Origin of the sequence: Veillonella parvula, from assembly GCF_902810435.1 — a bacterium.
Taxonomy (GTDB): domain Bacteria; phylum Bacillota; class Negativicutes; order Veillonellales; family Veillonellaceae; genus Veillonella.
Genome location: NZ_LR778174.1, coordinates 1,300,928 through 1,327,405, shown reverse-complemented (window position 1 = coordinate 1,327,405; position 26,478 = coordinate 1,300,928). Strand labels below are relative to the sequence as shown.

The 26,478-nt window shown below is 34.1% G+C and carries 22 protein-coding genes and 1 pseudogene; 21 read left to right on the top strand and 2 right to left on the bottom strand.

The features are described 5' to 3' along the window. The first annotated feature begins 8 nt into the window (after nucleotides 1–8). From FNLLGLLA_RS06025 to FNLLGLLA_RS05965, 13 genes and pseudogenes are all read left to right on the top strand, one after another. Nucleotides 9–1,537: pseudogene (locus FNLLGLLA_RS06025) on the top strand (SMI1/KNR4 family protein). A 56-nt stretch (nucleotides 1,538–1,593) separates the two neighbouring features. Then, nucleotides 1,594–2,616 carry a DMP19 family protein gene (locus tag FNLLGLLA_RS06020; RefSeq protein ID WP_156697481.1) on the top strand — a complete coding sequence of 341 codons (1,023 nt, stop codon included), beginning with the start codon at nucleotides 1,594–1,596 and terminating at the stop codon, nucleotides 2,614–2,616. 147 nt (nucleotides 2,617–2,763) lie between these two features. Continuing rightward, nucleotides 2,764–3,870 carry an MBL fold metallo-hydrolase gene (locus FNLLGLLA_RS06015; protein ID WP_174892328.1) on the top strand — a complete coding sequence of 369 codons (1,107 nt, stop codon included), beginning with the start codon at nucleotides 2,764–2,766 and terminating at the stop codon, nucleotides 3,868–3,870. Nucleotides 3,871–3,886: 16 nt separating this feature from the next. Next, entirely contained in the window at nucleotides 3,887–6,664 is a 2,778-nt protein-coding gene (locus FNLLGLLA_RS06010) for a serine protease (RefSeq protein ID WP_156697483.1), read from the top strand. A gap of 1 nt (nucleotide 6,665) precedes the next feature. Next, a complete protein-coding gene (locus FNLLGLLA_RS06005; RefSeq protein WP_156697484.1) occupies nucleotides 6,666–7,076 on the top strand; it encodes a hypothetical protein in 411 nt (136 codons plus the stop codon). Continuing rightward, a complete protein-coding gene (locus tag FNLLGLLA_RS06000; protein WP_156697485.1) occupies nucleotides 7,066–7,479 on the top strand; it encodes a hypothetical protein in 414 nt (137 codons plus the stop codon). The genes FNLLGLLA_RS06005 and FNLLGLLA_RS06000 overlap by 11 nt, the downstream gene beginning before the upstream one ends. Next, entirely contained in the window at nucleotides 7,479–8,489 is a 1,011-nt protein-coding gene (locus FNLLGLLA_RS05995; protein ID WP_174892327.1) for a radical SAM/SPASM domain-containing protein, read from the top strand. The genes FNLLGLLA_RS06000 and FNLLGLLA_RS05995 overlap by 1 nt, the downstream gene beginning before the upstream one ends. 16 nt (nucleotides 8,490–8,505) lie before the next feature. Then, on the top strand, nucleotides 8,506–9,414 hold the full coding sequence (locus tag FNLLGLLA_RS05990) for a hypothetical protein (RefSeq protein WP_156697487.1): 909 nt from the start codon (nucleotides 8,506–8,508) through the stop codon (nucleotides 9,412–9,414). Between the two features lie 40 nt (nucleotides 9,415–9,454). Continuing rightward, entirely contained in the window at nucleotides 9,455–9,943 is a 489-nt protein-coding gene (locus tag FNLLGLLA_RS05985; RefSeq protein ID WP_156697488.1) for a prolyl-tRNA synthetase associated domain-containing protein, read from the top strand. Nucleotides 9,944–9,978: 35 nt separating this feature from the next. After that, nucleotides 9,979–10,746, top strand: a complete 768-nt coding sequence (locus FNLLGLLA_RS05980) for a putative quinol monooxygenase (RefSeq protein ID WP_156697489.1) — start codon at nucleotides 9,979–9,981, stop codon at nucleotides 10,744–10,746. Nucleotides 10,747–10,855: 109 nt separating this feature from the next. Continuing rightward, nucleotides 10,856–11,635, top strand: coding sequence for a protein-ADP-ribose hydrolase (locus FNLLGLLA_RS05975; RefSeq protein ID WP_156697490.1), 780 nt, complete (start codon nucleotides 10,856–10,858; stop codon nucleotides 11,633–11,635). Then, nucleotides 11,607–12,458, top strand: coding sequence for an SIR2 family NAD-dependent protein deacylase (locus tag FNLLGLLA_RS05970; protein ID WP_174892326.1), 852 nt, complete (start codon nucleotides 11,607–11,609; stop codon nucleotides 12,456–12,458). Before FNLLGLLA_RS05975 ends, FNLLGLLA_RS05970 begins: the two co-directional genes overlap by 29 nt. Nucleotides 12,459–12,475: 17 nt before the next feature. Next, nucleotides 12,476–12,973, top strand: coding sequence for a methylated-DNA--[protein]-cysteine S-methyltransferase (locus tag FNLLGLLA_RS05965; RefSeq protein ID WP_156697492.1), 498 nt, complete (start codon nucleotides 12,476–12,478; stop codon nucleotides 12,971–12,973). Between the two features lie 222 nt (nucleotides 12,974–13,195). Here FNLLGLLA_RS05965 and FNLLGLLA_RS05960 read toward each other — a convergent pair whose 3' ends face one another. Beyond that, entirely contained in the window at nucleotides 13,196–13,858 is a 663-nt protein-coding gene (locus FNLLGLLA_RS05960) for a fumarylacetoacetate hydrolase family protein (RefSeq protein WP_156697493.1), read from the bottom strand. A 188-nt stretch (nucleotides 13,859–14,046) separates the two neighbouring features. Here FNLLGLLA_RS05960 and FNLLGLLA_RS05955 point away from each other — a divergent pair, with 188 nt between their 5' ends. After that, on the top strand, nucleotides 14,047–15,069 hold the full coding sequence (locus FNLLGLLA_RS05955) for a branched-chain amino acid aminotransferase (protein WP_156697494.1): 1,023 nt from the start codon (nucleotides 14,047–14,049) through the stop codon (nucleotides 15,067–15,069). 117 nt (nucleotides 15,070–15,186) lie between these two features. Here FNLLGLLA_RS05955 and FNLLGLLA_RS05950 read toward each other — a convergent pair whose 3' ends face one another. Continuing rightward, nucleotides 15,187–15,579 (bottom strand): thioesterase family protein, encoded by a 393-nt coding sequence (locus FNLLGLLA_RS05950; RefSeq protein ID WP_156697495.1) that lies wholly within the window; start codon nucleotides 15,577–15,579, stop codon nucleotides 15,187–15,189. Nucleotides 15,580–15,855: 276 nt separating this feature from the next. Here FNLLGLLA_RS05950 and FNLLGLLA_RS05945 point away from each other — a divergent pair, with 276 nt between their 5' ends. From FNLLGLLA_RS05945 to nrdR, 7 genes are all read left to right on the top strand, one after another. After that, complete coding sequence (locus FNLLGLLA_RS05945; RefSeq protein ID WP_156697496.1) at nucleotides 15,856–16,593, top strand: TVP38/TMEM64 family protein; 738 nt, start codon at nucleotides 15,856–15,858, stop codon at nucleotides 16,591–16,593. Between the two features lie 143 nt (nucleotides 16,594–16,736). Next, nucleotides 16,737–17,930 carry an aminotransferase-like domain-containing protein gene (locus tag FNLLGLLA_RS05940; RefSeq protein ID WP_156697497.1) on the top strand — a complete coding sequence of 398 codons (1,194 nt, stop codon included), beginning with the start codon at nucleotides 16,737–16,739 and terminating at the stop codon, nucleotides 17,928–17,930. A 122-nt stretch (nucleotides 17,931–18,052) separates the two neighbouring features. After that, entirely contained in the window at nucleotides 18,053–18,886 is an 834-nt protein-coding gene (locus tag FNLLGLLA_RS05935) for an Mrp/NBP35 family ATP-binding protein (RefSeq protein ID WP_009350926.1), read from the top strand. A gap of 141 nt (nucleotides 18,887–19,027) precedes the next feature. Beyond that, nucleotides 19,028–20,428 (top strand): anion permease, encoded by a 1,401-nt coding sequence (locus FNLLGLLA_RS05930; protein ID WP_174892325.1) that lies wholly within the window; start codon nucleotides 19,028–19,030, stop codon nucleotides 20,426–20,428. 232 nt (nucleotides 20,429–20,660) lie between these two features. Continuing rightward, the gene (locus FNLLGLLA_RS05925; protein WP_174892324.1) at nucleotides 20,661–22,010 is read left to right on the top strand and encodes a M18 family aminopeptidase; all 1,350 of its coding nucleotides are present in this window, start codon (nucleotides 20,661–20,663) and stop codon (nucleotides 22,008–22,010) included. A 281-nt stretch (nucleotides 22,011–22,291) separates the two neighbouring features. Then, on the top strand, nucleotides 22,292–25,738 hold the full coding sequence (locus tag FNLLGLLA_RS05920; RefSeq protein ID WP_174892323.1) for a pyruvate carboxylase: 3,447 nt from the start codon (nucleotides 22,292–22,294) through the stop codon (nucleotides 25,736–25,738). 198 nt (nucleotides 25,739–25,936) lie between these two features. Beyond that, on the top strand, nucleotides 25,937–26,428 hold the full coding sequence (nrdR, locus tag FNLLGLLA_RS05915) for a transcriptional regulator NrdR (RefSeq protein ID WP_004692976.1): 492 nt from the start codon (nucleotides 25,937–25,939) through the stop codon (nucleotides 26,426–26,428). Nucleotides 26,429–26,478: the final 50 nt, after the last annotated feature.

Below are 26,478 nucleotides of genomic sequence, written 5' to 3'. Positions count from 1 at the left end.
AGAGTATTATGAGTAATCTAAAAGACTTTGATTGGAACGGATTTTGGAACGATGTTGATTATGCATTTGAATCCTATATAGGTAAACCTGTTACTGATGAGGATATTAAAGCAGCTGAAGCAAATCTAGGGTATACATTGCCGGCAGCTTATATTGAGTTACTTAAAAACCATAATGGTGGTGTAGTAAATAAAAATTGTTTTATCAATGATAATAGGGATTGTGTATATATAACAGGTATATATGGCATCGATAGAGATAAGAAATACTCTCTTTTAGGTGAGATAGGGAATGAATTTTGGATTTCGAAAGTAAAATATCCCCCTATCGGTGTCGTTGTAGCCGATACGATTTCTGGTGGGCATGACATGATTTTCCTCGATTATCGTGAGTGTGGTCCTATAGGCGAACCTAAGGTTGTCCGTGTAGACCAAGAATGTGATTACTCAATTACTCTATTAGCAGATAACTTTGGTGATTTTATTAAGGGCTTATATATCAGTATAGAAGACATTACGAACGAAGAGTTTCAAGAATTAAGTGATGCGGAAAAGGTTAAGTTCCTTAATGGTCAAGAGGATATCGATATCAAGCGTGCGATGGAGCTGTTAATAATATAGGCATCGATAATTTGTCCTCTATATTGCTAAGCACCTTAGGACGTATGTATAACAATAATGGACGGGCAGCAGAGGCTATCGATTTATTTAATCGTATAGATGAGGCACATCGTGATTGGTCTTGGTATTATCGTTGTGGCTATGCTCATGCGATGTTAGGATGTGGTGAATGTTACGAATCTGAACATGTACAGAAGGCATTACAGTTAATAGAGACAGGCATAAAAATGACGAAAGAAGCTCACTTAGATAAACAGCTTGGTTGGTGCTGTGAAGTAGTAAAGTATCAACTATTTAAAATTAAGCCAAAAGAGTACAAGGAGGATTATCCTGTGATATTTGAAACCATTAAGAATCTTTTTGATAAGAAAAATAGTAAAGATACTACAGAAGGTAAAGCTACTACGGAAGGTAAAGTTACTGGAGATATTAATGAATGCGAAGAAGATAACTATCCTACATATGATGTAGTACATTGGGTATTTAATAAGCAAACATATAGCAGAGAAGAGTTTTCCAAAGAATACAATGAAAATGTAAAGAAATATGTAGATGATGAAGCAGATGACGACGATAGATTAGAAGAACCGGAAATTCTAGTAACCTATGAAGCTTGGATTGAAAGTGAAGATCAACTTTTTGATAATGAACGTGTTACCGATGAGGAATTACTTGAAGAAGATAAAGAAGATGGCATGTGGCAGGTAGAAATTATGGCTCATCTTGTGGCGGATAATGGTACATATTTTACTAGAGAAGAATTGCTCTTTAAATTGCATAATTTAATGGCTAATAAAGAACTTGGTGATCACGTATTCTTTGAAGGTATTGAATACGAAGGTCATGAATGTGAAGGTTACGGACTTATAGATAATGAAGATAGTATACCTGTATTCTTTATTGTTTGTGGTAGCTAGTTTCTAAATAATGTTAACTATAAGACTATATTTGTAATACGACAGGATGTGGCATAATGACATTAACGGTTGAACAATTTAAAGCACTTTCTGATATAGAGCAATTACAAACTGTTAAAGATCTTAATGATACTGAACAAGTAGAAACTATTATTGATGTGTTAACTAGTGTGGGCACAGAAAATTTATCTATATCTCTGTTAGGTGAGCTCGGTAGAGCTTATAACAATAATGGCAATGAAAAAGAGGCAATTAAGGTATTAGAGTCTATTGATGAAAAATATCGTGATGCGGTGTGGTATTATCGCTGTGCCTATGCGTATGGAGCCATTGCTTTAGATAATAATGAATCGTATACATCAGATATTATGAAACAGATGCTAAGATTAGTAGATCAGGGCGTACGTTTAGCTCAGGAAAAGAATCTGGATGATATAAAATCGTACTGTTTTGAAGTCATTGATATGTGCTATATGCAGATGGACTTTGAACAGTGTGAAGCAGAGTATCCTGAGTTATGTAAAGCTTATAGCAATTATGTAGCAGAGAAAAAGAAGAAACGAGAAGGTGTACCTCGTCATCGGACCATTACTATTGAAGAAATCCAAGCTACAGATGATATGTGGACTATCAATGAGCCTGCGTATTGGACTATCAATATTTATGGTTCTTATGATGACTATTTAGAATCTGCTAAAGGTTTTACTTTAGAACAGCGATACCTTAATGCTATATCTTGGTACTTCGCAGAGGTTAATAATGGTGGTCATCATCAGTTCTTCTATAACTCTACGGGTATTGTATGGAAGGATGCTCTAGCTGGCTTACGCCTCTTCAAGATGGATCCATTAGCAGATAATTTACAATCTGTAATCGATTATTTTGGTGGGTCCATTCCATTTGATAGGGAAGAACGATGGACCATTTTGAAAGACTGGGAAAATGAAGAGGAGTTGTTCGATTTTCTCGATAAAAAAGATGATGTAGTATATGAATATGATGGAATCTATGAAGAATCATTCGTACATGAACATCCTGAATTATTTGTATTTGATGGTACCTATAAAATTCCCCAATAAGTAGAACTAAATTACTAAAATTATGATTCTATTTGCAAATTATTTGCTATTAAACTTTGTTATATGATGTTATATGATTATAGGAACTGAATTACTATGAATATATGTAATATTATTCATTTGTTGAAAGCGGAATCTGGAGATTGTGTGCTTCTACAATTAGCAAATAAAAGATGTATTTTGATTGATTGTGGATATAAATCAACGTATGAATATGAATTAAAGCCATTATTATTAAGATTATCTAGTGAAGATTATGTAATTTCGCTTCTTATTATTACCCATTATGATGAAGATCATATTGGAGGGGCTATTTCATTTTTAAAGGATAATGGTGATAATTTAAATCCAAATATAATTCAGATTGAAGAAATATGGTTTAATGGGATTTTTAATCTGATAAAACATAGTACTATATTACAAAAACATGTTGTCGAGAAATTATCAAGTAAAAATGAAGAAAAATATGGTAAGGTTTTTGAACAATTTTTAGGTCTCATAGGTTCTGGAGCGGGATTGATTTCTGCAAATTTGGCACAGACATTTGAATTGCTATGTGAAGAAAATCATTATAATCTCAATTCTATCAATGATGGAAGACCAATAGTTGAAGGTGTTAGATTAAAACAAGGAGAGTATTCTATTAGATGTTTAAATCCTAATCAAAAACTATTATTAAACTTAGAATCTTGGATTAATAAAGTTTGTATTGATTCTTTAGGCCCCAATTATGAATTGAAGAAAAAGGATTTTTTAACTTTTTTACAAAATATGCTCTTAAGTATGGGGCGTGAAGCCATATCTGATATTCCAGTCTCACAAATTGGTGTATCACCAATAGATATAGATTCTTGGATTGGAACATCTTCATTAGCCCCAATGAATGATGTTAATCGTGCATCAATTGTTGTTGAGATGTCATATAAAGGTAGAAAATTTCTTTTTATGGCAGATTCTGAAAGTTCTGATTGGATTAAAGTCGCTAGTAATAAATATGATTTTGTTAAAATTTCTCATCATGGAACAACTAAACCCAATATTGCTTTATTAGAGAATATTAAATTTAATAAAGCATTCATTTCTACAAATGGCCGTCGCAATCACCCTGAAGACGAATTTTTAGCAAGACTTATAAAATCGGATGTTTCTGAACTTTATTTTAATTATGATATTAGAAGAAAAGCAATTTTATCTAATTTAGAGCTAACTTATAAATACAAGACTTATTTTGGGAAATCTAAAATATACTTTTAATGATTTGGAGTAAGACATGTATTCAAATATTGTGAAGATAAAACAAGAAGAAGTTGAAAAGTATGGTACCGGTATAGTAATTGATAGTTGTACTGTAATTACGGCTGAACATGTCATTTCACCTGATGAACGTGTTAATGTTGAATATCTAAATGAAACTTTTAAGGGTGATGTTATTTTTCATGGTAATGATATAGCATTAATTAAAATACATGATTTAAAATTTAAAGATTTATTTTATGAGCAATCAGATACTTTATTTTTTACTGATCAAGAAATTTTTTCTGAAGAAGATAGAGTGGAAATAGAAGGTTATAGATCATATTTACTTATAGAACATTCTTTAAGTGGAAAAGGTATATATCCTAGTAATAATACACTCATACATTGTGACTATGAAGTTGGAAGTATTATAAAGGGGAAACTTCAAGATTATAGTGGTCTTTCTGGATCCCCTATAATTCTTAATAGTCGAGCCGTGGGGATAGTTCAAATACAAGTTACGGATCAATCTGGTGTATTGGGAATTGGATTTACATCTATAAATAAGTTTAGACAATATTTGCCTGGTGAAGCGATTACTCAAAGTAAATATATAGATGAACTTTTAGATACTAGTAAAAGTCAAACATTATGTGAAATTGAAAAAAATAAGAAGAGCGCGAAATATATCCCTAGTATCTTTGTGGAAGATGATATTTTTAAAGAGAATATGAGATACTTTAGTGATCCAATTTTATTTTTAAGTAAATCAATTGATGAATTACAATCATTAGATTATTCAAATATAAATAAAGTTTTAAAGGGCGAAGAGATTTCTTTTGCAGAATATTCAGAAAAAATTTCTCCTAATAATTTTTTTAATCAATTGAGCAATGTAGATGCAAAAATAAAACATTATATTAATATAATTGAAATAGCTAAAAAAAAGATTGATTATAACGATTCAGAGAATCTTGAAGATTTTTTTATTCATAGAAGTATGTTTAATAATTCTATTGAATTTAAGCTAAAACAAATAGCTAATTACTTGGAGTTTATTTCTAAACGTATAGTAGTAATTACTAATAATGCTGGCCAAGGTAAAACTAATTTTTTATGTGATTTTACATCTAATTTTCTTGTAAAAAGAAATATTCCAACATTCTATTTCAATGCTTCAAGCTTTATTGAAAATCCGGCAACAGAAATATTAGAGGTAATTACTATAAATAATCAATGGGAAAAAGAGTATGTTAAAAAGTCATTGATGAAACTGTGGGAGATAACAGGAACTTTTATTGTTATTGTAATTGATGGTCTTAATGAAAATACAACACTTAATAATTTTGGAAACTATATAAAATCATCAATTTCAGAATTATTAAAGTATCCTTATATAAAAATAATTTTATCTACAAGGAATGAAAAGTATGATGAGCGTTTCGGTATGCTATCCGATGATAATTTTGGAAGACAATTTTGTAGAATGAATATGAGGCAATTTAGGTCTGATTTATCTAAAAAAAGAATTTTCAAGGGCTATTTAAAGTTTTTTGATGTAGAAATTTTAGAAAGTACATTACCAGAGGCAGTCTATGATCAATTAACTAGAGATACTCTATTGCTTAGATTTTTTTGTGAAGTCAATAAAAAGAAACGTCAAGTACATTTATATGATATATACAAATATTCTTTATTTCAGAAATATTATGATTTAAAAAAATTAGAGTTAATTAATAGTGGGAATCAAATTAATGGAAATCTATTTGATAAACTTATAGAACACATTGCTGAGATTATGATTGATACTAAAGAATTTTCACATATACGATTGGATGAACTAAATTCAGAAGATTTACAAATTGCTTATCAATTATTGGAATCCGATGTAATTTTTAAAACAGAATTTAGATTAAAAAAGGGATTTGTAGAGGATGTTGATGAAATAATAAGCTTTACTTTTGATGAGTTTCGTGATTATTGTTTGACTCGATATATAGTACGTTTAGAAAAGGCAGCTGAGATTTTCCCAAAATTTTGGAGAGATATGCATGATAATAAGTGGAGTATATTAGAAGGAGTACAAAAGTATATCTTTTTCCTATCAAGAACTGAGTCATCAGAAATTGAAAATATCATTAAAAAGTATTCAAATTATAGTTCTATATATTGGAAAAATATATGGAACTTAGAAGACTCATATATCAGGGAGGATGATATTCAATTATGGAAGAAGCATCTTTTTAATGGAGGTCCTTATAGTATACAAATATGTAAATTTTTAATAAATCGTCGAGATCGTGGATATTTTAAAAATAGCTCTATTGATGTGTTGTTTGATTTTTTACTAGAGTTTTCTAAAACTCCTGGAAAATATGATGTGATTATTCGAAAGTTGTTTCCATTTAAAATAAATAATAGATATGAACAAGCTTTTAGTTATAATAATTATGTGATATTGGGTGATGAGTTTATTAAAAGATCAATTGATAATTTTGAGATTTTAGTAGAGCGAAGAAATTATGTTGATGCGTTAAAATTATCGATATTTATTTATCATATAATGCCCAATTTAATTAATGACTTATGGCAAAAAGCTTACTCTATCATTCCATCTGAATCTTTAGAAATACTTGAAGAATACGTTGGTATTAATAATACATATATATTTATAAAAAAGAATGTGAATGATATTCTTTCAGTTTTAAATGAAGCTAACTGTAATAATAGAATTTGTAATTTAAAGTCTCATATAATAGAGGATAATTATAGAAGTATTTTTGATCAGCTAACTAATATATGGGAGAAATAAGATGTGTATAATTATTAGATTAGATGAAACATATTACTTAAAAGTGAAGTCAGATATTACACCAGAATTTATTATTAAACAAATAATTAAAAATTGTGGAATGCGAAAAGACTCTTTTGGTGAATATTATGTTAAGCGCATTTTAAATAATATTTTATCAGGTGGTATAAATTTAACTGAGTTTTATGAAAAATATTACAAAAATGAGTATTCATCTTTTATACAATTCTTATACAATAAAGAATTAATTGACTATGAGGATATTGAAAAATTATCTTTTAAGGATAATGAGATATTATGGAAGCTAAATCCTTATAGCAATAGCTATAATATACAGAATCTTATAGAGTTTAATGATGAAATTCTAATAATTATTAATCGGTTATTGGTAGAGGTTAGTTATGAAGATTAGAAATGGTTTTGTAACAAATAGCTCATCTACATCATTTATTATTTCTACAAAAAATGATCTTAATAAGTCCTCTTTTCTAGAATCTATTGGAGTAGAAAATAAATGTATACTCAATAAGTTTTTTGAAGATTTATTTGACTCTATTGAGGTAAATAAAAGAAATATTATCGATGTTATAAAAGAGGATCCCCATTGTATAGATATAGAGAATTTTTTGAAACAAGAAGGTTTTAATGAAAATACTATTAGCAAAGTAACAGAACTTATAAATATGGGTCAAGATGTTTTTTTTGGTACATTTCGATCTGATGCTGAGACAGTTGCAGAAGTATATTTTTGTTGTGAAAGTTTTATAGTATGTGAGGATGATATTTACTTTAATGGAAATATTAGTGGATGGTAATGCGTTTTATTAGTGATAAATATGGTTATAAAGCTCTATTTGATGAGAATACTGGAAAAACTATTCGTTTAGATGGAGCTGATAATTGTAATAACTGGAAAAAATCAGGTCCAGAATTACTTGATATTTCTATTACAAATTATTGTGAAAGAAACTGTTCATTTTGCTATAGAAATTCTAGTAAAGTTGGCAAACATATGAGTACTTCTTTATATAGAGATATCATTAATGAAGCAAAAGAATTAAAAGTATTTCAAGTAGCATTAGGAGGAGGAAATCCCAACCAACATCCTGATTTTGTTGATTTTTTAAAAATTGCTAGAGAAAATAATATAATACCATCATATACGACAAATGGAGATGGTATGACTTCAGAAATTCTAGATGCTACTAAGGTATATTGCGGTGCTTTGGCCGTTAGTTGGTACGAACCATATAATAATGCAATAACACTTATTGAAGAATGTTTTAATCGTGATATTAAGGTAAATATTCATTTTGTATTAGATGCGGATAATATTTCGAAAGCTAGAGATCTTTTAAATTTAGAAATAATTGATAAGGTAAATGCTATAATATTTTTGAATTATAAACCAGTTGGTCTAGAGAAAAGAACTGTCTTGAAATCAACAAAAGAATTATCAACATTTTTATATGATGTAATTAACTTTTCACGTTGTCAAGTAGGTTTTGATAGCTGCATGATATCACATCTAACTATGATTAAAAATAGTCTAGTTCTAGAGAGTGTAGATTATTGTGAAGCATCAAGGTATTCAGCATTTATATCTGAGCAAGGGATGGTTTATCCCTGTTCGTTTATGTGTGGTCAAGGGTTAAACGGTGAAAGTATTTTAAGTACCTCTTTATTGGAGATTTGGCAAAACTCCTTAGTTTTTAATCAGATAAGAAAGACATTGTTTTTTAAATCGAACAAATGTATGAATTGTGAACACTATCAATTTTGTCATGGTGGTTGTCCGTGTTTTTCGATTAGTTGTATAGAGTAAATATTTAAGGTGTATTATGAGTGATTCTGAAAATGAAAGTTTATGGAGTAAGGTGCGTATACGAAATCTTAAAATCAATATAGTTAAATTTTTGATTGATAAAGAAATAATTGATAATTATATATTTACAAAAACAGAAATTAAAAACTGGTTTGCTTTTAAGGAATATGATTTTAAATACTTCGTTTCTGAGTTTTTTACAGAAGAAAGTAATGTATTTATACTAAATTCGGTTATGAGAAATTTTCTGGAAAAAGTATTTTTATCTAGAACCATTATAAAGGATTCTTTATGCGCTGCAGAAGCTGATTTTATAAGAATATATGGTAGGTATTATGAAGATATAAAACGAAATCGATATAAAAATTTTTACTCTGAAGAATACCGAGATATATTAAAAAAAATTGAGTGTATATTACCGTTATTACACTGGGGAAATATGCCTATATTTAATAAATATTTACTTTTTAATAGAAGGCTTGACCCAGAGGTGGATACAATAAAATTCTATGATAATATAGATTGTCTAAATGCATTATTAACTGAGATAAAAAAAGAAGGGATTATTTTGTCTAATAAAAGTGATTTGAGCTTAAATCGAGAAATGAAATTTATTGTTTACACTCGTCGATATGCTCATGAAGAGATATATATAATTAAGAGAACTTTTGACGGATGGTTAATTAATTCAAATGGAATTTGCGAAAAAAATGGAACGGGCGCATTGTTTGATAGTTTTGAACATGATGGGGTATTTTTTCCTGAAGAGGGAGTTAAATCTGCATTGAATAAATTATGGGATGATGCAGATGAAGGTGTTATTGATTATGAAGTGTTATCAATTAGGCTTCAAGAAGTTGCAGATTGGATAAGTTCTGTTGAAAAGGCTGTTGGAACACAACCTTTATGGGTAAACTATTATTAGAAAAGTCTATAGATTTAGTTGATATTATGTGGAAGTAATAATGAATTTAGATAAACAAGGCGTATATGATTGTTTGCGTGACCATCATATCGATTTTGAAATTACAGATCACGCACCATTATTTAGTATGGACGATAAGCCAAATGTGCAGTTGCCGTATCCTGAGTGGGATGCGAAGAATCTATTTATTCGAGACCATAAGCGGGAGCATTACTATTTAATTACCGTTCGTGGATCAAAGCGTGTAGATTTAAAACAATTTCGTAAAGATCACAAACTTAAAAAAATTTCTTTTGGTTCCGAAGAAGAACTATGGGATATATTGAAGATTAAACCAGGTCATGTATCTCCATTTTGCTTGCTCCATGATGAGGACCGTAAGGTACATTATTATATTGATGCGGACTACGAAAATAATTTAATCGGCATACATCCGAACCAAAATGATGCGACCGTGTGGCTTCAAGGCAAAGAACTAGTTAAACTTATTGAAGAGCATGGTACAATAGTAGAATATATTACATTGTAATTTTGAAGTGTTTTAGGAGCAGTTTAGGAAGATCTATGAATAGAACATTATTAAAACGTATGATAGTTACATCTGTTATTGCCGTATTAGGTGTAAGCACATCTTTTGCAGCTCTTGTTATGGAACGGGATCAATCTGTAGATACAGCACCTAGTGTAGGTATGTATCGTTTCGAAGTACCTGTAGAGCTACAAGGAACTTATAATAGTGCAGGTGTAGCCAATCTGACAGCATCTATGGAAAAAGAGCCTAATACATTGTCCATGAATGTGGCTCATGTAAAGGGGAATCCTTCGGAGTCTTATGTAGTTGAAATCTATAAAGATTTAGCTGCCATTGAAGCACATCGCAAATCTGACCATTATCAAGCATTTGTTAATGAAGTCGGTTCTAAATTAACAAATCGTAAGATGTACGATGTACAGTCTGTACTTTTATTTGAAAAGAAAGATGCATTATCTATCGTCAATGATGGTAAGGCAGTAGTTACCTTAACTGAGTTTACTGTTGATAGCAATGAAATCGATACGGTACAACGACAATATCAACTCGATATGGAACGTGCCGTTCGGGACGATGCGGGTTATAAGGCTGGTTATGTGCTTCGTGAAAGAAACGCAAAGAATCGCTGGTACGTTATTCAGATTTATAGCGATCAGGAAGCTCTTATTAAACACTTGAATAGCCCAGGCTATCGCTTTATGATGAGCCAAATCCAAGGTAGTCTACAAGGGGTTACTACTAAAGTACTAGATGGAGATATCCTCTTTAATCATGGTGGTCAAGCTTTTGTTAGACCTTAGTTTTTGATATAATACTAATCAGTAAAGTTACTGCTAGCATATTATGTGCTAGCAGTTTTTTACTATATAATAGGTTTATAATCCAGTTAATTCTATTTAGGAGTTATATATGACACAGCAGGAACGATTACGCTATCTTTTAGAGGGATTGGTAGCAGAATATAAAGAGAAACATAACGAATATATAGATATTCCCGTAAGTGAAAAAGAACAGTTTACTCTATTTAGAGCACTATGTAATATTCGTCCTGCTGGTGCTATGCCTCTTGAATGGATGAAGATAGAGGATGAATATTTAATTACATTAGCCCGTGAAAAGGGAATCGTAACCATTAATGATATGGAAGAGCGAGAGCCTCAGATTTATCTGTGGCAAGGAGATATTACTCGATTATCTGTAGACGCTATTGTAAATGCAGCCAATAATAAATTGCTCGGATGTTTTGCTCCAAATCATAAGTGTATTGATAACGCTATTCATACCTTTTCTGGTATTGAGCTTCGTATGGAATGTGCAAGAATGACTGAGTATATGGAAATGCCTGAAAAAACGGGTGTAGCTCGTATGACTTATGGGTATAATTTGCCGGCAAAGCATGTACTTCACACGGTGGGACCTATTATTTACGAAGAGGTAACAGATAAAGAGCGAAATGAATTAGCTTCTTGCTATCGGTCTTGTTTACAACTAGCCAATGCTTACAACTTACATTCCATTGCATTCTGTTGTATCTCTACCGGTGAGTTTAGATTTCCTAATGAAGAGGCGGCACAAATTGCAGTCCATACTGTGAGAACCTATTTAAAAGAAAGTAATAGTAAAATCCAAGTGGTATTTAATGTATTTAAGGATATAGATTATGACATCTACAACAAATTATTGGGATAATATACATCGTGTAAAAGAAGCGATTAACAATGCGGATGCCTTATTAGTCGGTGTAGGTGCAGGAATGTCAACTGCAGCAGGATTTACCTATAGTGGTGAACGCTTTCACAAATACTTTGACGACTTTTACAAAAAATATGGTATAACCGACATGTATTCAGGCGGATTTTATAATTATGAAAGTCTGGAAGAATATTGGGCGTTTTTTAGCCGTCTTACGTACTATAATCGATATGACATACAAGTCGGTGAACCTTATCTTCAGTTAATGAAATTATTAGAAGGTAAAAACTATTTTGTCATTACTACAAATGTAGATCATCAAATGCAATTAGCCGGTGTAGATAAAAATAAGTTTTACTACATGCAGGGGGATTATGGGTTGTGGCAGTGCTCAGAGCCATGTCATCAAAAGACCTATGATAATAAAGAACAAGTACAGCGTATGGTAGATGAGCAAAGAGATATGAAAATTCCTACATACTTGATTCCTCATTGTCCTAAATGTGGGAGATCAATGACCATGAATCTTCGTATTGATAGCACTTTTGTTCAAGATGAAGGTTGGTATGCGGCGCAGAAAGGATATACCGCTTTTGTAGAGAAGCATAAAGATAAACCTATTGTATTGTTAGAATTAGGTGTGGGATTTAATACGCCCATGATTATTAAATATCCATTTATGCGGATGGCAGACGATAATATAGATGCATTATATGTGCTAATTAATATGGAAAAGCAAACGATTCCATTTGAAATTCAGCATAATACAATAGCATTTAATGATGATATACTAAAAGTGTTGAATGATTTGTTATCTTAAGAAGGAGTTAATGTACTATGAATTATAAATATACCTATGAAAGTCCATTAGGAACCATGATTATGCTTGGTACATTATCATACTTAACAGATTTGTTTTTTGTTGATGAAAGTCACGCACCTACGTATGATGATGCAGATTATATAGAACAAAAAACAGGTCCTTTTGAAGTGACTATTATGTGGTTAGATCAATATTTCTCTGGTAGAAAACCTTTTGTTACACCACCAATTGAGTTAGAGGGCACAGAGTTCCGCAAGTCTGTATGGTCTATCTTACAGACAATTCCATATGGGGAGACTACGACCTATGGAGATATTGGTAAAAAGATTGCTACAAAGCAAGGTAAAGAAAAAATGTCTGCTCAAGCCGTAGGGGGTGCTGTAGGGCACAATCCAATTTCTATCATTGTTCCTTGTCATCGTGTAATTGGTAGCAATGGCAAGTTAACTGGATATGCAGGAGGTCTTGATCGAAAGCAATATTTATTAGAACTCGAGGCAAAACATAAGTAAATGTTTTCTATACTTCATTGGGCGTATTTAGATACTAGAAAACATAAATCGTACACTATAAAAGGAAATCAAAACAATACATTATAAAAAAAGAGATTATTCCTTTGTGTAGTTGGAGCTACATAAGGGTAATCTCTTTTTATATGTATTTGGATTGTAAATAGATGGTTTAGTTCATATCTATAATAAGCGTAAATACGCTACTATAATAAACCATATATTTTAGACAAATTTATTTTCTAGTGTGCCAATACCACTTATGGAAATGGATACAGTATCACCAGGCTTAAGCCAAGAGTATTTGCTTTCATTCTTGCCAAGTACAACGCCACTAGGTGTACCCGTAAAGATAATGTCACCTTCCTGTAGTGTAATATATTGAGACACAAATTCTATAATCGCATCCGGCTTAAATATCATTTGTTGTAATTTTGCATTTTGTCGTATTTCACCATTTACAGTAGTGGTGATGGTAGCACTTTCAAAATCAAATGTATGAGGTGGAACAATAGTAGGACCAATAGGGGCAAAATTATCTAAAGATTTACCGAGTATCCATTGGGAACCTCTAAACTGTAAAGTACGAGCCGATACATCATTGCCGATGGTATACCCTAAGATATGGTCTACTGCTTTTTCTTTGGAAATATTTTTACCAGCTTTACCAATGATGATAACTAGCTCGCCTTCATAGTCATAATGTAATGATTCATTCTCTATGGTAATCGTATCATGATTTCCAGCTAAAGCGTTTGAGGTTTTCATAAATATTTCTGGAAATTCATGTGTAGCAAGACTGGTTTCAGCAATGTGATCTGCGTAATTTAAACCAATACAGATGATATTGTTTGCATTAGGTATTAAGGTCGTAATATTTTCTTTCATAAAGTAATTCTCCTAAAAGGCATGTAATGTTATTATCATATAATTATTATAATATAATTCCTAATAAATAAAATTATTATACTTGATGTTTTTTATAGAACTATGATGATTTCTATAGAATCTATTGAAATTACACATATATAGTGTTAAGATTATATGTATAATTTATATGTATGGAGGTCATTGTTATGAGCAAGAATATAGATTGGGATAATCTCGGTTTCGGTTATGTGGAAACTGACTACCGTTATGTATCTACATATAAAGATGGTAAATGGGACGAAGGTGGTTTAATTACTGATTCTAATGTGGTATTAAACGAATGTGCTGGTGTATTCCAATACGCTCAAACTATTTTCGAAGGTTTGAAAGCTTATTACACTAAAGATGGTCACATCGTATGTTTCCGTCCAGATCTAAATGCAGCTCGTTTGAACGAGTCTGCGGAACGCCTTGTAATGCCTACATTACCTGAAGGTCGTTTCCTCGAAGCTGTAAAAGAAGTTGTAAAAGCAAATAAAGACTTTGTTCCTCCATATGGCCATGGTGCAAGCCTTTATATTCGCCCTTACATGATGGGTACAAACTCTGTTATCGGTGTAAAACCAGCTGATGAATATCAATTCCGTATTTTCACAACACCAGTAGGTCCTTATTTCAAAGGTGGTGCTAAACCAATTAAAATCCGTATTACTGATTTTGATCGTGCAGCTCCTCATGGTACTGGTCATATTAAAGCGGGCTTAAACTATGCAATGAGTTTGTATGCCATCACTGATGCTCACAACAAAGGTTATGCAGAAAACATGTACCTTGATGCGGCTACTAGAACTCATGTTGAAGAAACAGGTGGTGCAAACTTTATCTTTATCACTAAAGATGGTAAATTAGTAACACCTAAATCCGATAGTATTTTGCCATCTATTACACGTCGTTCCTTGATGTACGTAGCGGAACATTATCTTGGCATGGAAGTAGAACATCGTCCAGTTCATAAAGATGAATTAAAAGACTTTGCTGAAATTGGTCTTTGTGGTACTGCTGCTGTTATATCTCCAGTAGGCCAAATCGATACTCCAGAAGGTACCATTAATGTACCTGCTGGCATGGATGATATGGGGCCTATCACTAAAAAATTATATGACACATTACTTGGCATTCAACATGGTGAAATCGAAGCTCCAGAAGGTTGGATCGTTGAAATTTGCTAATCCTTTATTGGTTTTAGTATTTTAAAAGTAATAAGAAGCGGCATCTATCGTATGATAGATGCCGTTTTATAATATAGTTCTATAAAATGTTGTTAACCCTAAGCGTAGGGAAGAGCGTTAATTAGAATTGGCTCGACTTGCTACCTTAGCCATGAATTTTTCGTTATTAATTACAAACCGTTCATGTGTACCGCGACCGATAACACCAATGCCATCAGAGGCTTCGATATCGAATGTGATTTTACGACCTTCTACAGCGCTTACAGTAGCTTTTGCTGTTACTGTTGCGCCTAAAGGCGTAGGGGCTTCGTGAGTGATGGAGAGGGCGATACCTACCGTGCCTTCACCGTCCTCTAAATATGGCTGTACTGCAGCTTGTGCAGCTTCCTCCATGAGTGCACACATCGCTGGTGTAGCAAAGACATCTAAAGAACCAGACTTCATTGTTTTTGCAATATTAGATTCAGTTACTAGAACTGTTGCTGTAGCTGTTTGACCTGCTGATACCATATTATACCTTCTTTCTTTAAGGAAATTCTCGTTATAGTAGTATTATACATCTATAGATAATTATTATGCTATTAAAATATATATATTTTGAAGATACTACCAATTAAAATAAATATTTTTAATTGGTAGTATCTAAACGAACGATATGTTTTATTCCATTATTGTTATTCAGTAAACATATAGCTAGTTAAATTGGGGGGAAGAAATAGAACTAGTTATAACCTCCCTATAGAATACGTGATATAATTAAGCTAGTCTTTTTAATACGAGGTATATATGAGTAAAAGAAATTTAAAACCTTCTGGTGAAGGTTGGGTACAGTTAATAGCAGGCATTGGTTTCATTGTTTTATTAATTGCCATAAATATAGTAGATCCTACGTTTTATCCGACCATGTGGCACTTGGCAACGAGTGGCTCTATGGAGGAGGTAGCGGAGTATATTCAAAGCTTTGGTCCCATGGCTATGGTTGTGAGTATGGTCCTCGATATTTTCGTTAATGCTGTAGGATTCTTGCCATCCATTTTTATTTCAACTGCAAATGGTTTGGTATTCGGTTTGTGGCCAGGCATCATTATTTCTTGGCTAGCAGAAACAATTGGGGTAGTTATTAGCTTTTATATTATGCGTTACTTTTTGCGTGATACAGCGGACAAGTTGATTGCTAAGAGTACCGTGTTAATGAAAGTAGATGATTTTTCGGGTAAAAACGGTTTTGTGGTCATGTTATTTGCCCGGTCCTTGCCGTATTTTCCATCTGGCGTAATCACAGCGCTAGGGGCTATCAGTAAAATTAAGCCGAGAGATTATATATTGGCTAATTTAATTGGTAAATTCCCATCAACAGCTTTAGAAGTGGCTATTGGTACAGATATTGTAAACTTCCAAGAAAATATGGGGCGATTAGGAATTATTGTACTTGTGGTTGGTGTAGTGTACTTTGTTTTGTGGCAAGTGTACAAACACTATATAAATAAGAGAAATGCTGAGCAAGAGCACGATCCTAATGCGTAATCTAAAAATTAAACTTTTTAATATACAAAATGATTGTTTATATATTGACTTCAGATAAATTAATAATCAGTTCTTGTAATTAATGTTTTTATTTACACTCAATTTGTATGATTTTGGTATAAATATATGAAAGAGGCGATAGTATGAGCTTTTCTCTTCCTGAACGTGTAACCTTAAAAGGGCCTAATTTTATTCGTGAAGTTTTTGAACGTGGTGTAGGAGTAGAAGGCTTTATCAGTTTTGGTATCGGCAATCCTGCGCCAGAAGCAATTCCTGTAGAGGTCATCGAAAAGGCTTTTGATGAGGTGGTTCACTCTAATCCTATGAGTCTTTTACAATATGGACCTATGCAAGGTGATGCGCGTCTTGCTGAACTTACGTTGGAACGTCTTGTAAATACACATAAGATGAATCCTAACGGACAAAGTCTCATTATTTCTAATGGAGCGGGTCAATTACTAGGTCTTGTACCCATTACCGTATTAGAACCAGGCGATGAAGTTTATATGGATGAATTTACTTTCACCAGTGCTATCAACTCTGTACGCAATATGGGCGGTAAAGCATTAGGTGTTAAAACTGACGAGCACGGTATGATTCCAAGTGAGTTAGAAAAAGCGGCTCAATCTGGTAAAGGTAAATATATTTATCTAATTCCTAACTTTCAGAATCCAACAGGCATTACTATGCCTTTAGAACGCCGTAAGGAAATTTACGCTATAGCATCTAAATATGATTTATTTATCTATGAAGATGACCCATATGGTGAAATCCGTTTTGCTGGCGAATATATTCCAACATTTAAATCTTTTGATACAGAAGACCGCGTTCTATATGCAGGTTCTTATTCTAAGACATTATCTGCCGGCTTGCGTGTAGGCTTTTTATTTGGTCCAGCTAAGGTAATTGAGGCTATTCAAGCATTGAAAAATAATACGGCAGGGCAAATGCCGTTGGTTACTCAAAAAGTTGTAGCTAAGGTTCTTGATACTATCGATTATGACGCACATTTGGATAATGTGCGTAAAGTATATAAAACAAAGTGTGATGCATTACTTAACGCTTTTGAAAAGTATGCCAGCTCTAAAGTTAAATTAACGCAACCTACAGGTGGTATGTTTGCATGGATGACGATGCCTGAGGATGTAGATTGTGATGTATTTTTTGAAACTTGTATGGATCGCAATGTAGGAATAATTAAATGTGGTGCCTTTGCAGCAGATGGAGCAGGGGAAGGTCATGCATTTCGCTTGAGTTATACTGTGCCAACTGTAGATGAAATCACGAAGGGCATGGAAATTCTGGGCTCTTTAACTAAAGAATTCTGTGGTGAGTAATATATTGATAATTTTTGATATAACGTGATACAATATATAAGTAGATACATTGTGTTTACCATATAGAAATAAGTTTTTAATATAGATATGAGGTATAACCTCAAAGAAAGTAGGTGTTTACTATGGGTTGCGGTAGCAGCAGTGATTGTGGCGGATGCCCATCTCAATCTTCTGGTTGCGGTGGTGGCGCGCCTCAACAACCTCAAGATCTTACAGCTCAATTACACGAGCTTAGTTCTGTTAAACATGTAATCGGCGTCGTATCTGGTAAAGGCGGCGTAGGTAAATCCTCGGTTACAAGCTTGATGGCCATTACCATGGCGCGTAAAGGTTACAAAGTAGGTATCCTCGATGCTGATATTACAGGTCCTTCCATTCCTAAGATGTTCGGTATCAAGGAAAAAGCGTATGCCGACGAAATCGGTATGTATCCCGTAAAATCCAAAGGTGGTATTGACGTTATGTCTGTTAACCTTCTTTTGGAAAATGATACTGATCCTGTTTTATGGCGAGGTCCTATTCTAGGCAATGTTGTAAAGCAATTCTATACAGATGTTATTTGGAAAGACATCGACTATTTATTCGTTGATATGCCACCAGGAACAGGTGACGTAGCGATTACTGTATACCAATCCTTGAAATTGGATGGCATCATTATCGTTACATCTCCTCAAGACTTGGTATCCATGATTGTTGAAAAAGCAGTAAAAATGGCTGATTTAATGCAAGTGCCTATTATTGGTGTCGTGGAAAACTACTCTTACTTCCATTGCCCAGATAACGGTAAGGATTACCAAATCTTTGGTGAAAGCCACATTGAAGAAATCCTTCAAAAGTACGGTCTTTTATTGTTAAACCGTTTACCAATCGATCCAACTATTGCAAACCTTTGCGACCAAGGTGATATTGAGTCTATCGAAAAAACAAACTTAGAGAACGTATCTCTACCTGAATAGGATTTATATGATAATGAAAGCTGTGCATACTTTGTGATGCACAGCTTTTTCTCACATCTTTTTATCTTGAAATATATTATATTTATGATAAGAAGATATAAATATTTTTTTTGAGCTTTTTCCTATGTAGGAGGTATGTGTATGAAAAAACTATTAAACTGGATTATTCCAGCGGCCTTCGGGGTAGGCCTTTGGTTTATTCCAACTCCAGAGGGGCTAACTCCTCAGTCTTGGCATTTATTCGCCATCTTTGTAGCTACTATCGTAGGCTTTATTACTCAGCCATTACCGATTGGTGGCGTATCCATCGTTGTTATTACTGTGGCTGCTTTGACAGGTACGTTGAAAATTAGCGAAGGCATCTCTGGTTTTGCTAACTCTGCTATCTGGTTGATCGTAGGCGCTTTCTTATTCTCTCGTGGCTTTATTAAAACTGGTTTGGGGAAACGTATTGCGTATAACTTGATTTCTGCTTTTGGTAGCAGTTCATTACGTTTAGCATACGCATTGGCTTTATCTGATTTGATTTTGGCTCCCGCAACACCTTCTAACACAGCTCGTGTGGGTGGCGTTATCATGCCAATTACTACAAGCTTGGCAAAAGCTTTTGGTTCTGAACCACAAAATGGTCCTCGCAAAATTGGTTCCTTTTTGATGCAATCTATTTATCAAGTTAATACAATTACATCTGCTATGTTCCAAACATCCATGGCTGGTAATACCTTGGTGGCGGCTTTAGCACTTCAATCCTTTGGCATTGGCATTACTTGGGGGGATTGGGCTATGGCAGCAATTGTTCCTGGTATCATTGCATTGATTATTATGCCGTACTTCATTTACAAAGTATATCCACCTGAAATTAAAGACGCTCGCGAAGCGCAACAAATGATTCGTGAAGAGTTAAAAGGTCTTGGTAAAATGAGCTTCCAAGAATGGGTTATGCTTGGCGTATTTATTTTAGCCTTAGTATTATGGGCCACTTCACAATTCACAAAACTTGATGCGACAACAGTTGCATTTTTGGGTATTTCCATTTTGCTTGCTACAGGTGTTCTTATTTGGGATGATGTTAAGAGTGAAAAAGGTGCTTGGGATACATTGGTTTGGATGGGGACTTTGATGGGCTTTGCCGGGTTCCTTTCTAAATTAGGCTTTATCAAATGGGCTACAGTTCAAGTGGGTGGTATTATCCCTGAAGGCTCTTGGGTAATTGCTTTTGTTGTAGCAGTTCTTGTTAACACGTATGCACATTATGTATTTGCATCTTTGACAGCACATATTTCTGCAATGTTCGTAGCGTTCTCTGCTATAGCTATCTCTGCAGGTGCACCACCAATGTTGACATTATTGATGATTGCATTCACTTCTAACTTGTGTATGTCCTTGACTCACTATGCAGCAGGTCCATCTCCAGTAATCTTCAATACTGGTTATGTTCCTCAAAACACATGGTGGAAACTCGGTTTCTTTACATCTGTAATCAACTTAATCATCTTTATGGGTCTTGGTTCTGTATGGATGAAGTTGATTGGTATGTGGTAAGACTAGGTACTATAAATTTTATATGTGTAATGTATTTAACTTTAGGATTTCTTAGATAAAAGTTAAATGTAAATTACAATGTATGGTGAAAGCCGTCCCGTTAGGGGCGGCTTTTTATGATAAAATATGAGTAGTTAATAGATAATTAATGTAAATATTGTAGAATAATATACGTAATAAACTATTCAAGCTAATTGTACAAATTTATGTAATTTGTGCATAGGAGGGATCTATGAAGTTTGATAATGAACAATTATTAAAGTATATTGGCGCTTGTACATCTCCGTATCACACAGTAGATACAAGCTTACAAATGTTATTGGACTCGGGTTTTACAGAGCTCAGTTTAGAAGATGAGTGGCAGTTAGATTCTGGGTCTTATGTAGTTAATGTGTTTGGCACCACCTTATTTGCCTTTCATATAGGTAAGAAACCAGAGCACACATTACGTATTGCGTCGGCTCATACAGATTTTCCTGCTATTCGTGTTAAACCAAACCCTATAACCTCTGTCAAAGGATATACAAAATTAAATGTTGAAATGTATGGTGGTCTTATCGAAAATACATGGCTTGACCGTCCATTAGGTGCAGCAGGTACGGTTGTGTTAAAAGGGAAAAATGCCTTTGACGTAGATTCTGTTCTAGTCGATACAAAACGGCCTATCGCTATTGTTCCAAATTTAGCAATTCATATGAATCGCTCTGTTAATGATGGGATTAAACTAAATCGTCAAAAAGAAATGCTTCCTATATTGATGATGGAACGAAGTAATGAAGATAATCCTACAAAGCCTTTAAATAATAGAAATAATCCTAGTTTATTTCCAGAATCAGACACTCAATACGATGAGTGGACGAAGTTTTTAGCTGATGAAGTAGATTGTGATCCTTCTGAAATATTATCTTACGAAATGACTTTATATCCTACGGAACTAGGTTGTGTGCTCGGTACGGAAAGTGATTTTATTAGCTCACCTCGTTTAGATAATTTAACATCTTGCTTTGGTGTACTATCTGGTATTATTCAGGCACGTAAAATGAATGCCAATGGTGTTCGCTGTGCTATTTTCTTTGATAATGAAGAGGTGGGCAGTCGTACAAAACAAGGTGGGGCGGGTATGATATTACCAAATCTCATTAAACGCGTCTATGACGCATTAGGATATTCTAATCAAGAGATGGACAGTTTTATTTCTAAAGGTTTTATGATTTCCTCCGATGTGGCTCACGGATTACATCCAAACTATCCAGAGAAAAATGATATTACGAATATTCCTGTACTTAATAAAGGGTTATCCCTCAAGATTGCATGTAGCCAATCTTACGCCGGAGATGCTAAGGCCATTGCTATCGTTAAAGGTCTTTGTGAAGAAGCGGATGCACAGTATCAGATTTATGTAAATCGTTCAGATACTCCAGGTGGATCTACTGTAGGTTCGATTTCATCAGCTATGTTACCGATGCGTACTGTTGATGTAGGCTTGCCACTTTTAGCCATGCATTCTGCAAGAGAATTGATGGGGGCAGCTGATCAAGAGCAATTAAATCGATTAATGAATCACTTTTTAGGTGATAAATGATATAAAAAAGAATTAATTCGATGTGCATTATTAAAAGACATATGATTTTTTGTAATGAACAGTAAAAAATATATTTTATACTTTCATAATTGGTATAATCCTTTAAATATAATGAAAATATTGTATAATAAGTATATATTATTATGAATATAAAAACTCATCATAAATTTTGATGAGGTCTTCCGTAATATTGATTTATCTGTAAGTATAGGAAATATTCATATATTAATAAAAATGAAAGCTGATAGTTCATATTTGTGGAAGCTAGTAGGAGGCAATACATGAGAAAAATTAAATCCGTATTGGTTGCCAACCGTGGAGAAATTGCGATCCGCGTGTTCCGTGCATGTAATGAAATGGGTATTAAAACTGTAGCCATTTATTCTAAAGAGGATACATTATCCTTGCATCGTAACCAAGCTGACGAAGCCTATCTCGTAGGCGAAGGTAAAAAACCAGTTGATGCATATCTCGATATAGAAGATATCATCCGTATTGCAAAAGAACATGACATCGATGCTATCCATCCAGGTTATGGTTTCTTATCTGAAAATGAAGGCTTTGCTCGTCGTTGTGAAGAAGAAGGTATTATCTTTATCGGGCCTAAAATCAAGCATTTGAATATGTTTGGTGATAAAGTAAATGCTCGTGAGCAAGCTAAATTAGCAAAAATTCCAATGATCCCAGGTTCTGATGGGGCTTTAAAAGATTATGCTCAACTAGAAGAATTTGCTGATACACATGGGTTCCCATTGATGATTAAAGCCGTTAATGGCGGCGGCGGTCGTGGTATGCGTGAAGTTCATCATAAAGAAGACCTTCGAGATGCATATGATCGCGCTAAATCTGAAGCGAAAGCTGCATTTGGCGATGATGATGTATATGTAGAAAAACTTATCGTAGAACCTAAACATATTGAAGTTCAAATCTTAGGTGATGAACATGGTAATGTTGTTCATTTACATGAACGTGATTGCTCTGTTCAACGTCGTCACCAAAAGGTTGTAGAAATGGCGCCAGCTTTTGCGTTGTCCTTAGAAACTCGTAAAGCTGTATGTGATGCTGCCGTTAAAATAATGAAAAATGTTGGCTATGTGAATGCAGGTACTGTAGAATTTTTGGTAACTGCTGACGGTAGCTTCTACTTCATCGAAGTTAATCCACGTATTCAAGTAGAGCATACTGTAACAGAAATGATTACAGATATTGATATTGTTCATGCTCAAATTAGAATCGCTGAAGGCTTTAGCTTACATAGTCCTGAAATAGGTATTCCTGAACAAGATAAAGTCCCTTGTAAAGGTACTGCTATCCAATGTCGTATTACCACTGAAGACCCTAAAAACAACTTTATGCCTGATACCGGTAAAATCTTGGCATACCGTAGCTCCGGTGGTTTTGGTATCCGTCTTGACTCTGGTAATGCATTTACTGGTGCCGTTGTAACACCTTATTATGACTCTTTGCTTGTGAAAGCGACAGCATTTGGCCCTAATAACGAAGAAACTATTCGTAAAATGCTTCGTTGCTTAAAAGAGTTCCGTATTCGTGGTGTAAAAACAAATATTCACTTCTTGATTAATGTATTGGAACATCCTGAATTCCAAAGTGGTTCTTATAATGTAAACTTCATTGAAGAACATCCTGAATTATTCGAATTAAAACCAGATCGTGACCGTGGTACCAAATTGTTACGTTACATTGCTGATGTTACAATTAATGGTTATTCTGGTGCAGGGGCTCAAGAGGTTCCTGACTTTGAACCGATTCAAATGCCATCTACTTTGGATGTAAGTCCTGCAGCTGGTACAAAACAAAAATTTGATGAACTTGGACCAGATAAATTCAGTAAATGGTTATCTGAACAAAAACAAGTATTCTTTACTGATACCACATGGCGTGATGCTCACCAATCTTTGTTTGCTACACGTCTTCGTACCATTGATATGGCTCGCGTAGCAGGTCATGCTGCAAAAGGTGTACCTAACTTATTCTCCTTAGAATGTTGGGGCGGGGCTACATTCGACGTATCTTATCGATTCTTGCATGAAGATCCATGGGAGCGTTTGCGCATGTTCCGTCGCGAAGTTCCAAATACATTGCTTCAAATGCTTCTTCGCGGTGCTAATGCTGTAGGTTACACATCGTATCCAGACAACGTAGTTCGTCAATTCATTCAACGGGCTGCTGCTAATGGTATTGATGTTTTCCGCGTATTTGATAGCTTGAATAGTCTTGATAATATGCATGTTGCTATCGATGAAGTGCGTGCACAAAATAAAATAGCTGAAGTTGCATTGTGCTACACTGGCGATATCCTTGATGGGGCTCGTACAAAATACAACTTGGACTACTACGTAAATATGGCGAAAGAGCTTGAAAAAGCTGGTGCCAATATTATTGCCATTAAAGATATGGCTGGTCTTTTGAAACCTCAAGCTTCTTATAATTTGGTATCTGCCTTGAAAGATGCTGTCTCTGTGCCAATTCATTTACATACTCATGAAGGCTCTGGTAACTCTATTTATACATATGGCCGCGCTGTAGACGCTGGTGTTGACGTAATCGACTTAGCATACTCCGCATTTGCTAATGGTACTTCTCAACCTAGCATGAACTCCATGTACTATGCATTGTCTGGTCATGAACGTCAACCAGAAATGAACATCGATTACATGGAAGAAATGTCTCATTATTTTGGTAGCATTCGACCATACTACAAAGGTGTAGATAAAGCAGAAGCATATCCTAATACTGAAGTATATCAACATGAAATGCCGGGTGGTCAATATTCCAACTTGCAACAACAAGCTAAGATGGTAGGACTTGGTGATCGTTGGACTGACATTAAGAAAATGTATCACCAAGTAAATATGATGTTTGGTGATATCATTAAAGTAACTCCATCTTCTAAAGTTGTAGGCGATATGACATTGTACATGGTACAAAACAATTTGACTGAAAAAGATATCTACGAAAAAGGCGATGTATTGGATTTCCCTCAGTCAGTAGTTGAATTCTTTGAAGGTCGTCTTGGTACTCCATATCAAGGCTTCCCTGAAAAATTACAAAAGATCATCTTGAAAGGTGCTCGCCCAATCACAGTTCGTCCTGGTGCGGTGTTACCACCAACAGACTTTGAACATATTCGTCATGAATTAAGCGAAATGGGAGCCCAAACAACTGATGAAGATATTAGTGCATATTGCTTGTACCCTAAGGTTTACCAAGATTACAACAAATTTGTTAAAGACTTTGGCGATGTATCTGTATTAGATACGCCGACATTCTTCTTTGGTATGAAACGGGGCGAAGAAATCCAAGTAACTATCGAGAAAGGTAAAACACTTATCATTAAAATGAATGGTGTTTCTGATCCTGATGAAGATGGTAATCGTATCATATTGTTCGAGTTTAATGGTCAACCTCGTAGTATTAAGGTTCATGATAAACATGCTAAGACAACTGGTGTAGTTCGTCGCAAAGCGGATGAATCTAACCCTGGTGAAATAGGTGCTACATTGTCTGGTTCCGTTGTTAAGATCCTCGTTAAGAATGGTCAATCTGTAACTAAAGGTGAACCATTGATTGTTACAGAAGCGATGAAAATGGAAACAACAATCACAGCTCCTATCGATGGTATCGTAGAAGAAATCCTTGTACGTGAAGGTAGCCGTATCGAATCTGGTGACTGCTTGCTTCGTATTGAAGATGCTTTAAAACGATAAGCTAACAATCATTTAAAATTAAAAATATTATTTCTCAAATATTTCATAAAATGAAAAATTGAAGAATAATGGAAGAATCCCTAGGAAATCCTAGGGATTCTTTGTATTTTCAAGGGTTTCATGGTACTATATAATATAGAGAAAATGGGCGTATTATGCGTTATTTTAGAATGATTAGTAGAAAAGGAGTAGTAACAGATGAGATGTCCTTATTGCCAACACACAGACACGAAGGTAACAGACTCTAGAACGACTGATGAAGGTAATAGTATTCGCCGTCGCCGTGAATGTATCAATTGTGGCCGTCGCTTTACTACCTATGAAATTATAGAAGAAGTACCACTTATGGTATTGAAGAAAAATGGACGACGTGAATTATTTGACCGCGGTAAGCTACTGAATGGGTTATTGCGCTCTTGTGATAAGCGTACAGTTCCTATGTCTGTGATGGAGCAAGTAGTTAATGATGTAGAGCGTGATATTCGGAATGAAATTAACCAAGAGGTTACAACTGATCGCATTGGTGAGCTTGTGTTACAACAACTGAAAGACATAGATCAAGTTGCATATGTTCGTTTTGCTAGTGTATATCGTAAGTTTGATAATATTGATAGCTTTATGGAAGAGTTAAAAGCTCTGAAGAAGTTAGACGCTAAAAAGCCGAAACGCAAACCTGTCGTAGAAGAATAATTGATTCTGTATTACTGATTGGTTATACATGGTTTTGAAATTAGCAATGT

Bases quoted from the DNA above. Each gene is read 5' to 3' on its own strand.
- FNLLGLLA_RS05980 (WP_156697489.1), top strand. From the start codon at position 9,979: ATGAATAGAACATTATTAAAACGTATGATAGTTACATCTGTTATTGCC.
- FNLLGLLA_RS05940 (WP_156697497.1), top strand. From the start codon at position 16,737: ATGAGCTTTTCTCTTCCTGAACGTGTAACCTTAAAAGGGCCTAATTTT.
- FNLLGLLA_RS05955 (WP_156697494.1), top strand. From the start codon at position 14,047: ATGAGCAAGAATATAGATTGGGATAATCTCGGTTTCGGTTATGTGGAA.
- FNLLGLLA_RS05965 (WP_156697492.1), top strand. From the start codon at position 12,476: ATGAATTATAAATATACCTATGAAAGTCCATTAGGAACCATGATTATG.
- FNLLGLLA_RS05925 (WP_174892324.1), top strand. From the start codon at position 20,661: ATGAAGTTTGATAATGAACAATTATTAAAGTATATTGGCGCTTGTACA.
- FNLLGLLA_RS05930 (WP_174892325.1), top strand. From the start codon at position 19,028: ATGAAAAAACTATTAAACTGGATTATTCCAGCGGCCTTCGGGGTAGGC.
- nrdR (WP_004692976.1), top strand. From the start codon at position 25,937: ATGAGATGTCCTTATTGCCAACACACAGACACGAAGGTAACAGACTCT.
- FNLLGLLA_RS05995 (WP_174892327.1), top strand. From the start codon at position 7,479: ATGCGTTTTATTAGTGATAAATATGGTTATAAAGCTCTATTTGATGAG.
- FNLLGLLA_RS05990 (WP_156697487.1), top strand. From the start codon at position 8,506: ATGAGTGATTCTGAAAATGAAAGTTTATGGAGTAAGGTGCGTATACGA.
- FNLLGLLA_RS06020 (WP_156697481.1), top strand. From the start codon at position 1,594: ATGACATTAACGGTTGAACAATTTAAAGCACTTTCTGATATAGAGCAA.
- FNLLGLLA_RS05985 (WP_156697488.1), top strand. From the start codon at position 9,455: ATGAATTTAGATAAACAAGGCGTATATGATTGTTTGCGTGACCATCAT.
- FNLLGLLA_RS06005 (WP_156697484.1), top strand. From the start codon at position 6,666: ATGTGTATAATTATTAGATTAGATGAAACATATTACTTAAAAGTGAAG.
- FNLLGLLA_RS05960 (WP_156697493.1), bottom strand. From the start codon at position 13,858: ATGAAAGAAAATATTACGACCTTAATACCTAATGCAAACAATATCATC.
- FNLLGLLA_RS06010 (WP_156697483.1), top strand. From the start codon at position 3,887: ATGTATTCAAATATTGTGAAGATAAAACAAGAAGAAGTTGAAAAGTAT.
- FNLLGLLA_RS05935 (WP_009350926.1), top strand. From the start codon at position 18,053: ATGGGTTGCGGTAGCAGCAGTGATTGTGGCGGATGCCCATCTCAATCT.
- FNLLGLLA_RS06000 (WP_156697485.1), top strand. From the start codon at position 7,066: ATGAAGATTAGAAATGGTTTTGTAACAAATAGCTCATCTACATCATTT.
- FNLLGLLA_RS05920 (WP_174892323.1), top strand. From the start codon at position 22,292: ATGAGAAAAATTAAATCCGTATTGGTTGCCAACCGTGGAGAAATTGCG.
- FNLLGLLA_RS05975 (WP_156697490.1), top strand. From the start codon at position 10,856: ATGACACAGCAGGAACGATTACGCTATCTTTTAGAGGGATTGGTAGCA.
- FNLLGLLA_RS05970 (WP_174892326.1), top strand. From the start codon at position 11,607: ATGACATCTACAACAAATTATTGGGATAATATACATCGTGTAAAAGAA.
- FNLLGLLA_RS05950 (WP_156697495.1), bottom strand. From the start codon at position 15,579: ATGGTATCAGCAGGTCAAACAGCTACAGCAACAGTTCTAGTAACTGAA.
- FNLLGLLA_RS05945 (WP_156697496.1), top strand. From the start codon at position 15,856: ATGAGTAAAAGAAATTTAAAACCTTCTGGTGAAGGTTGGGTACAGTTA.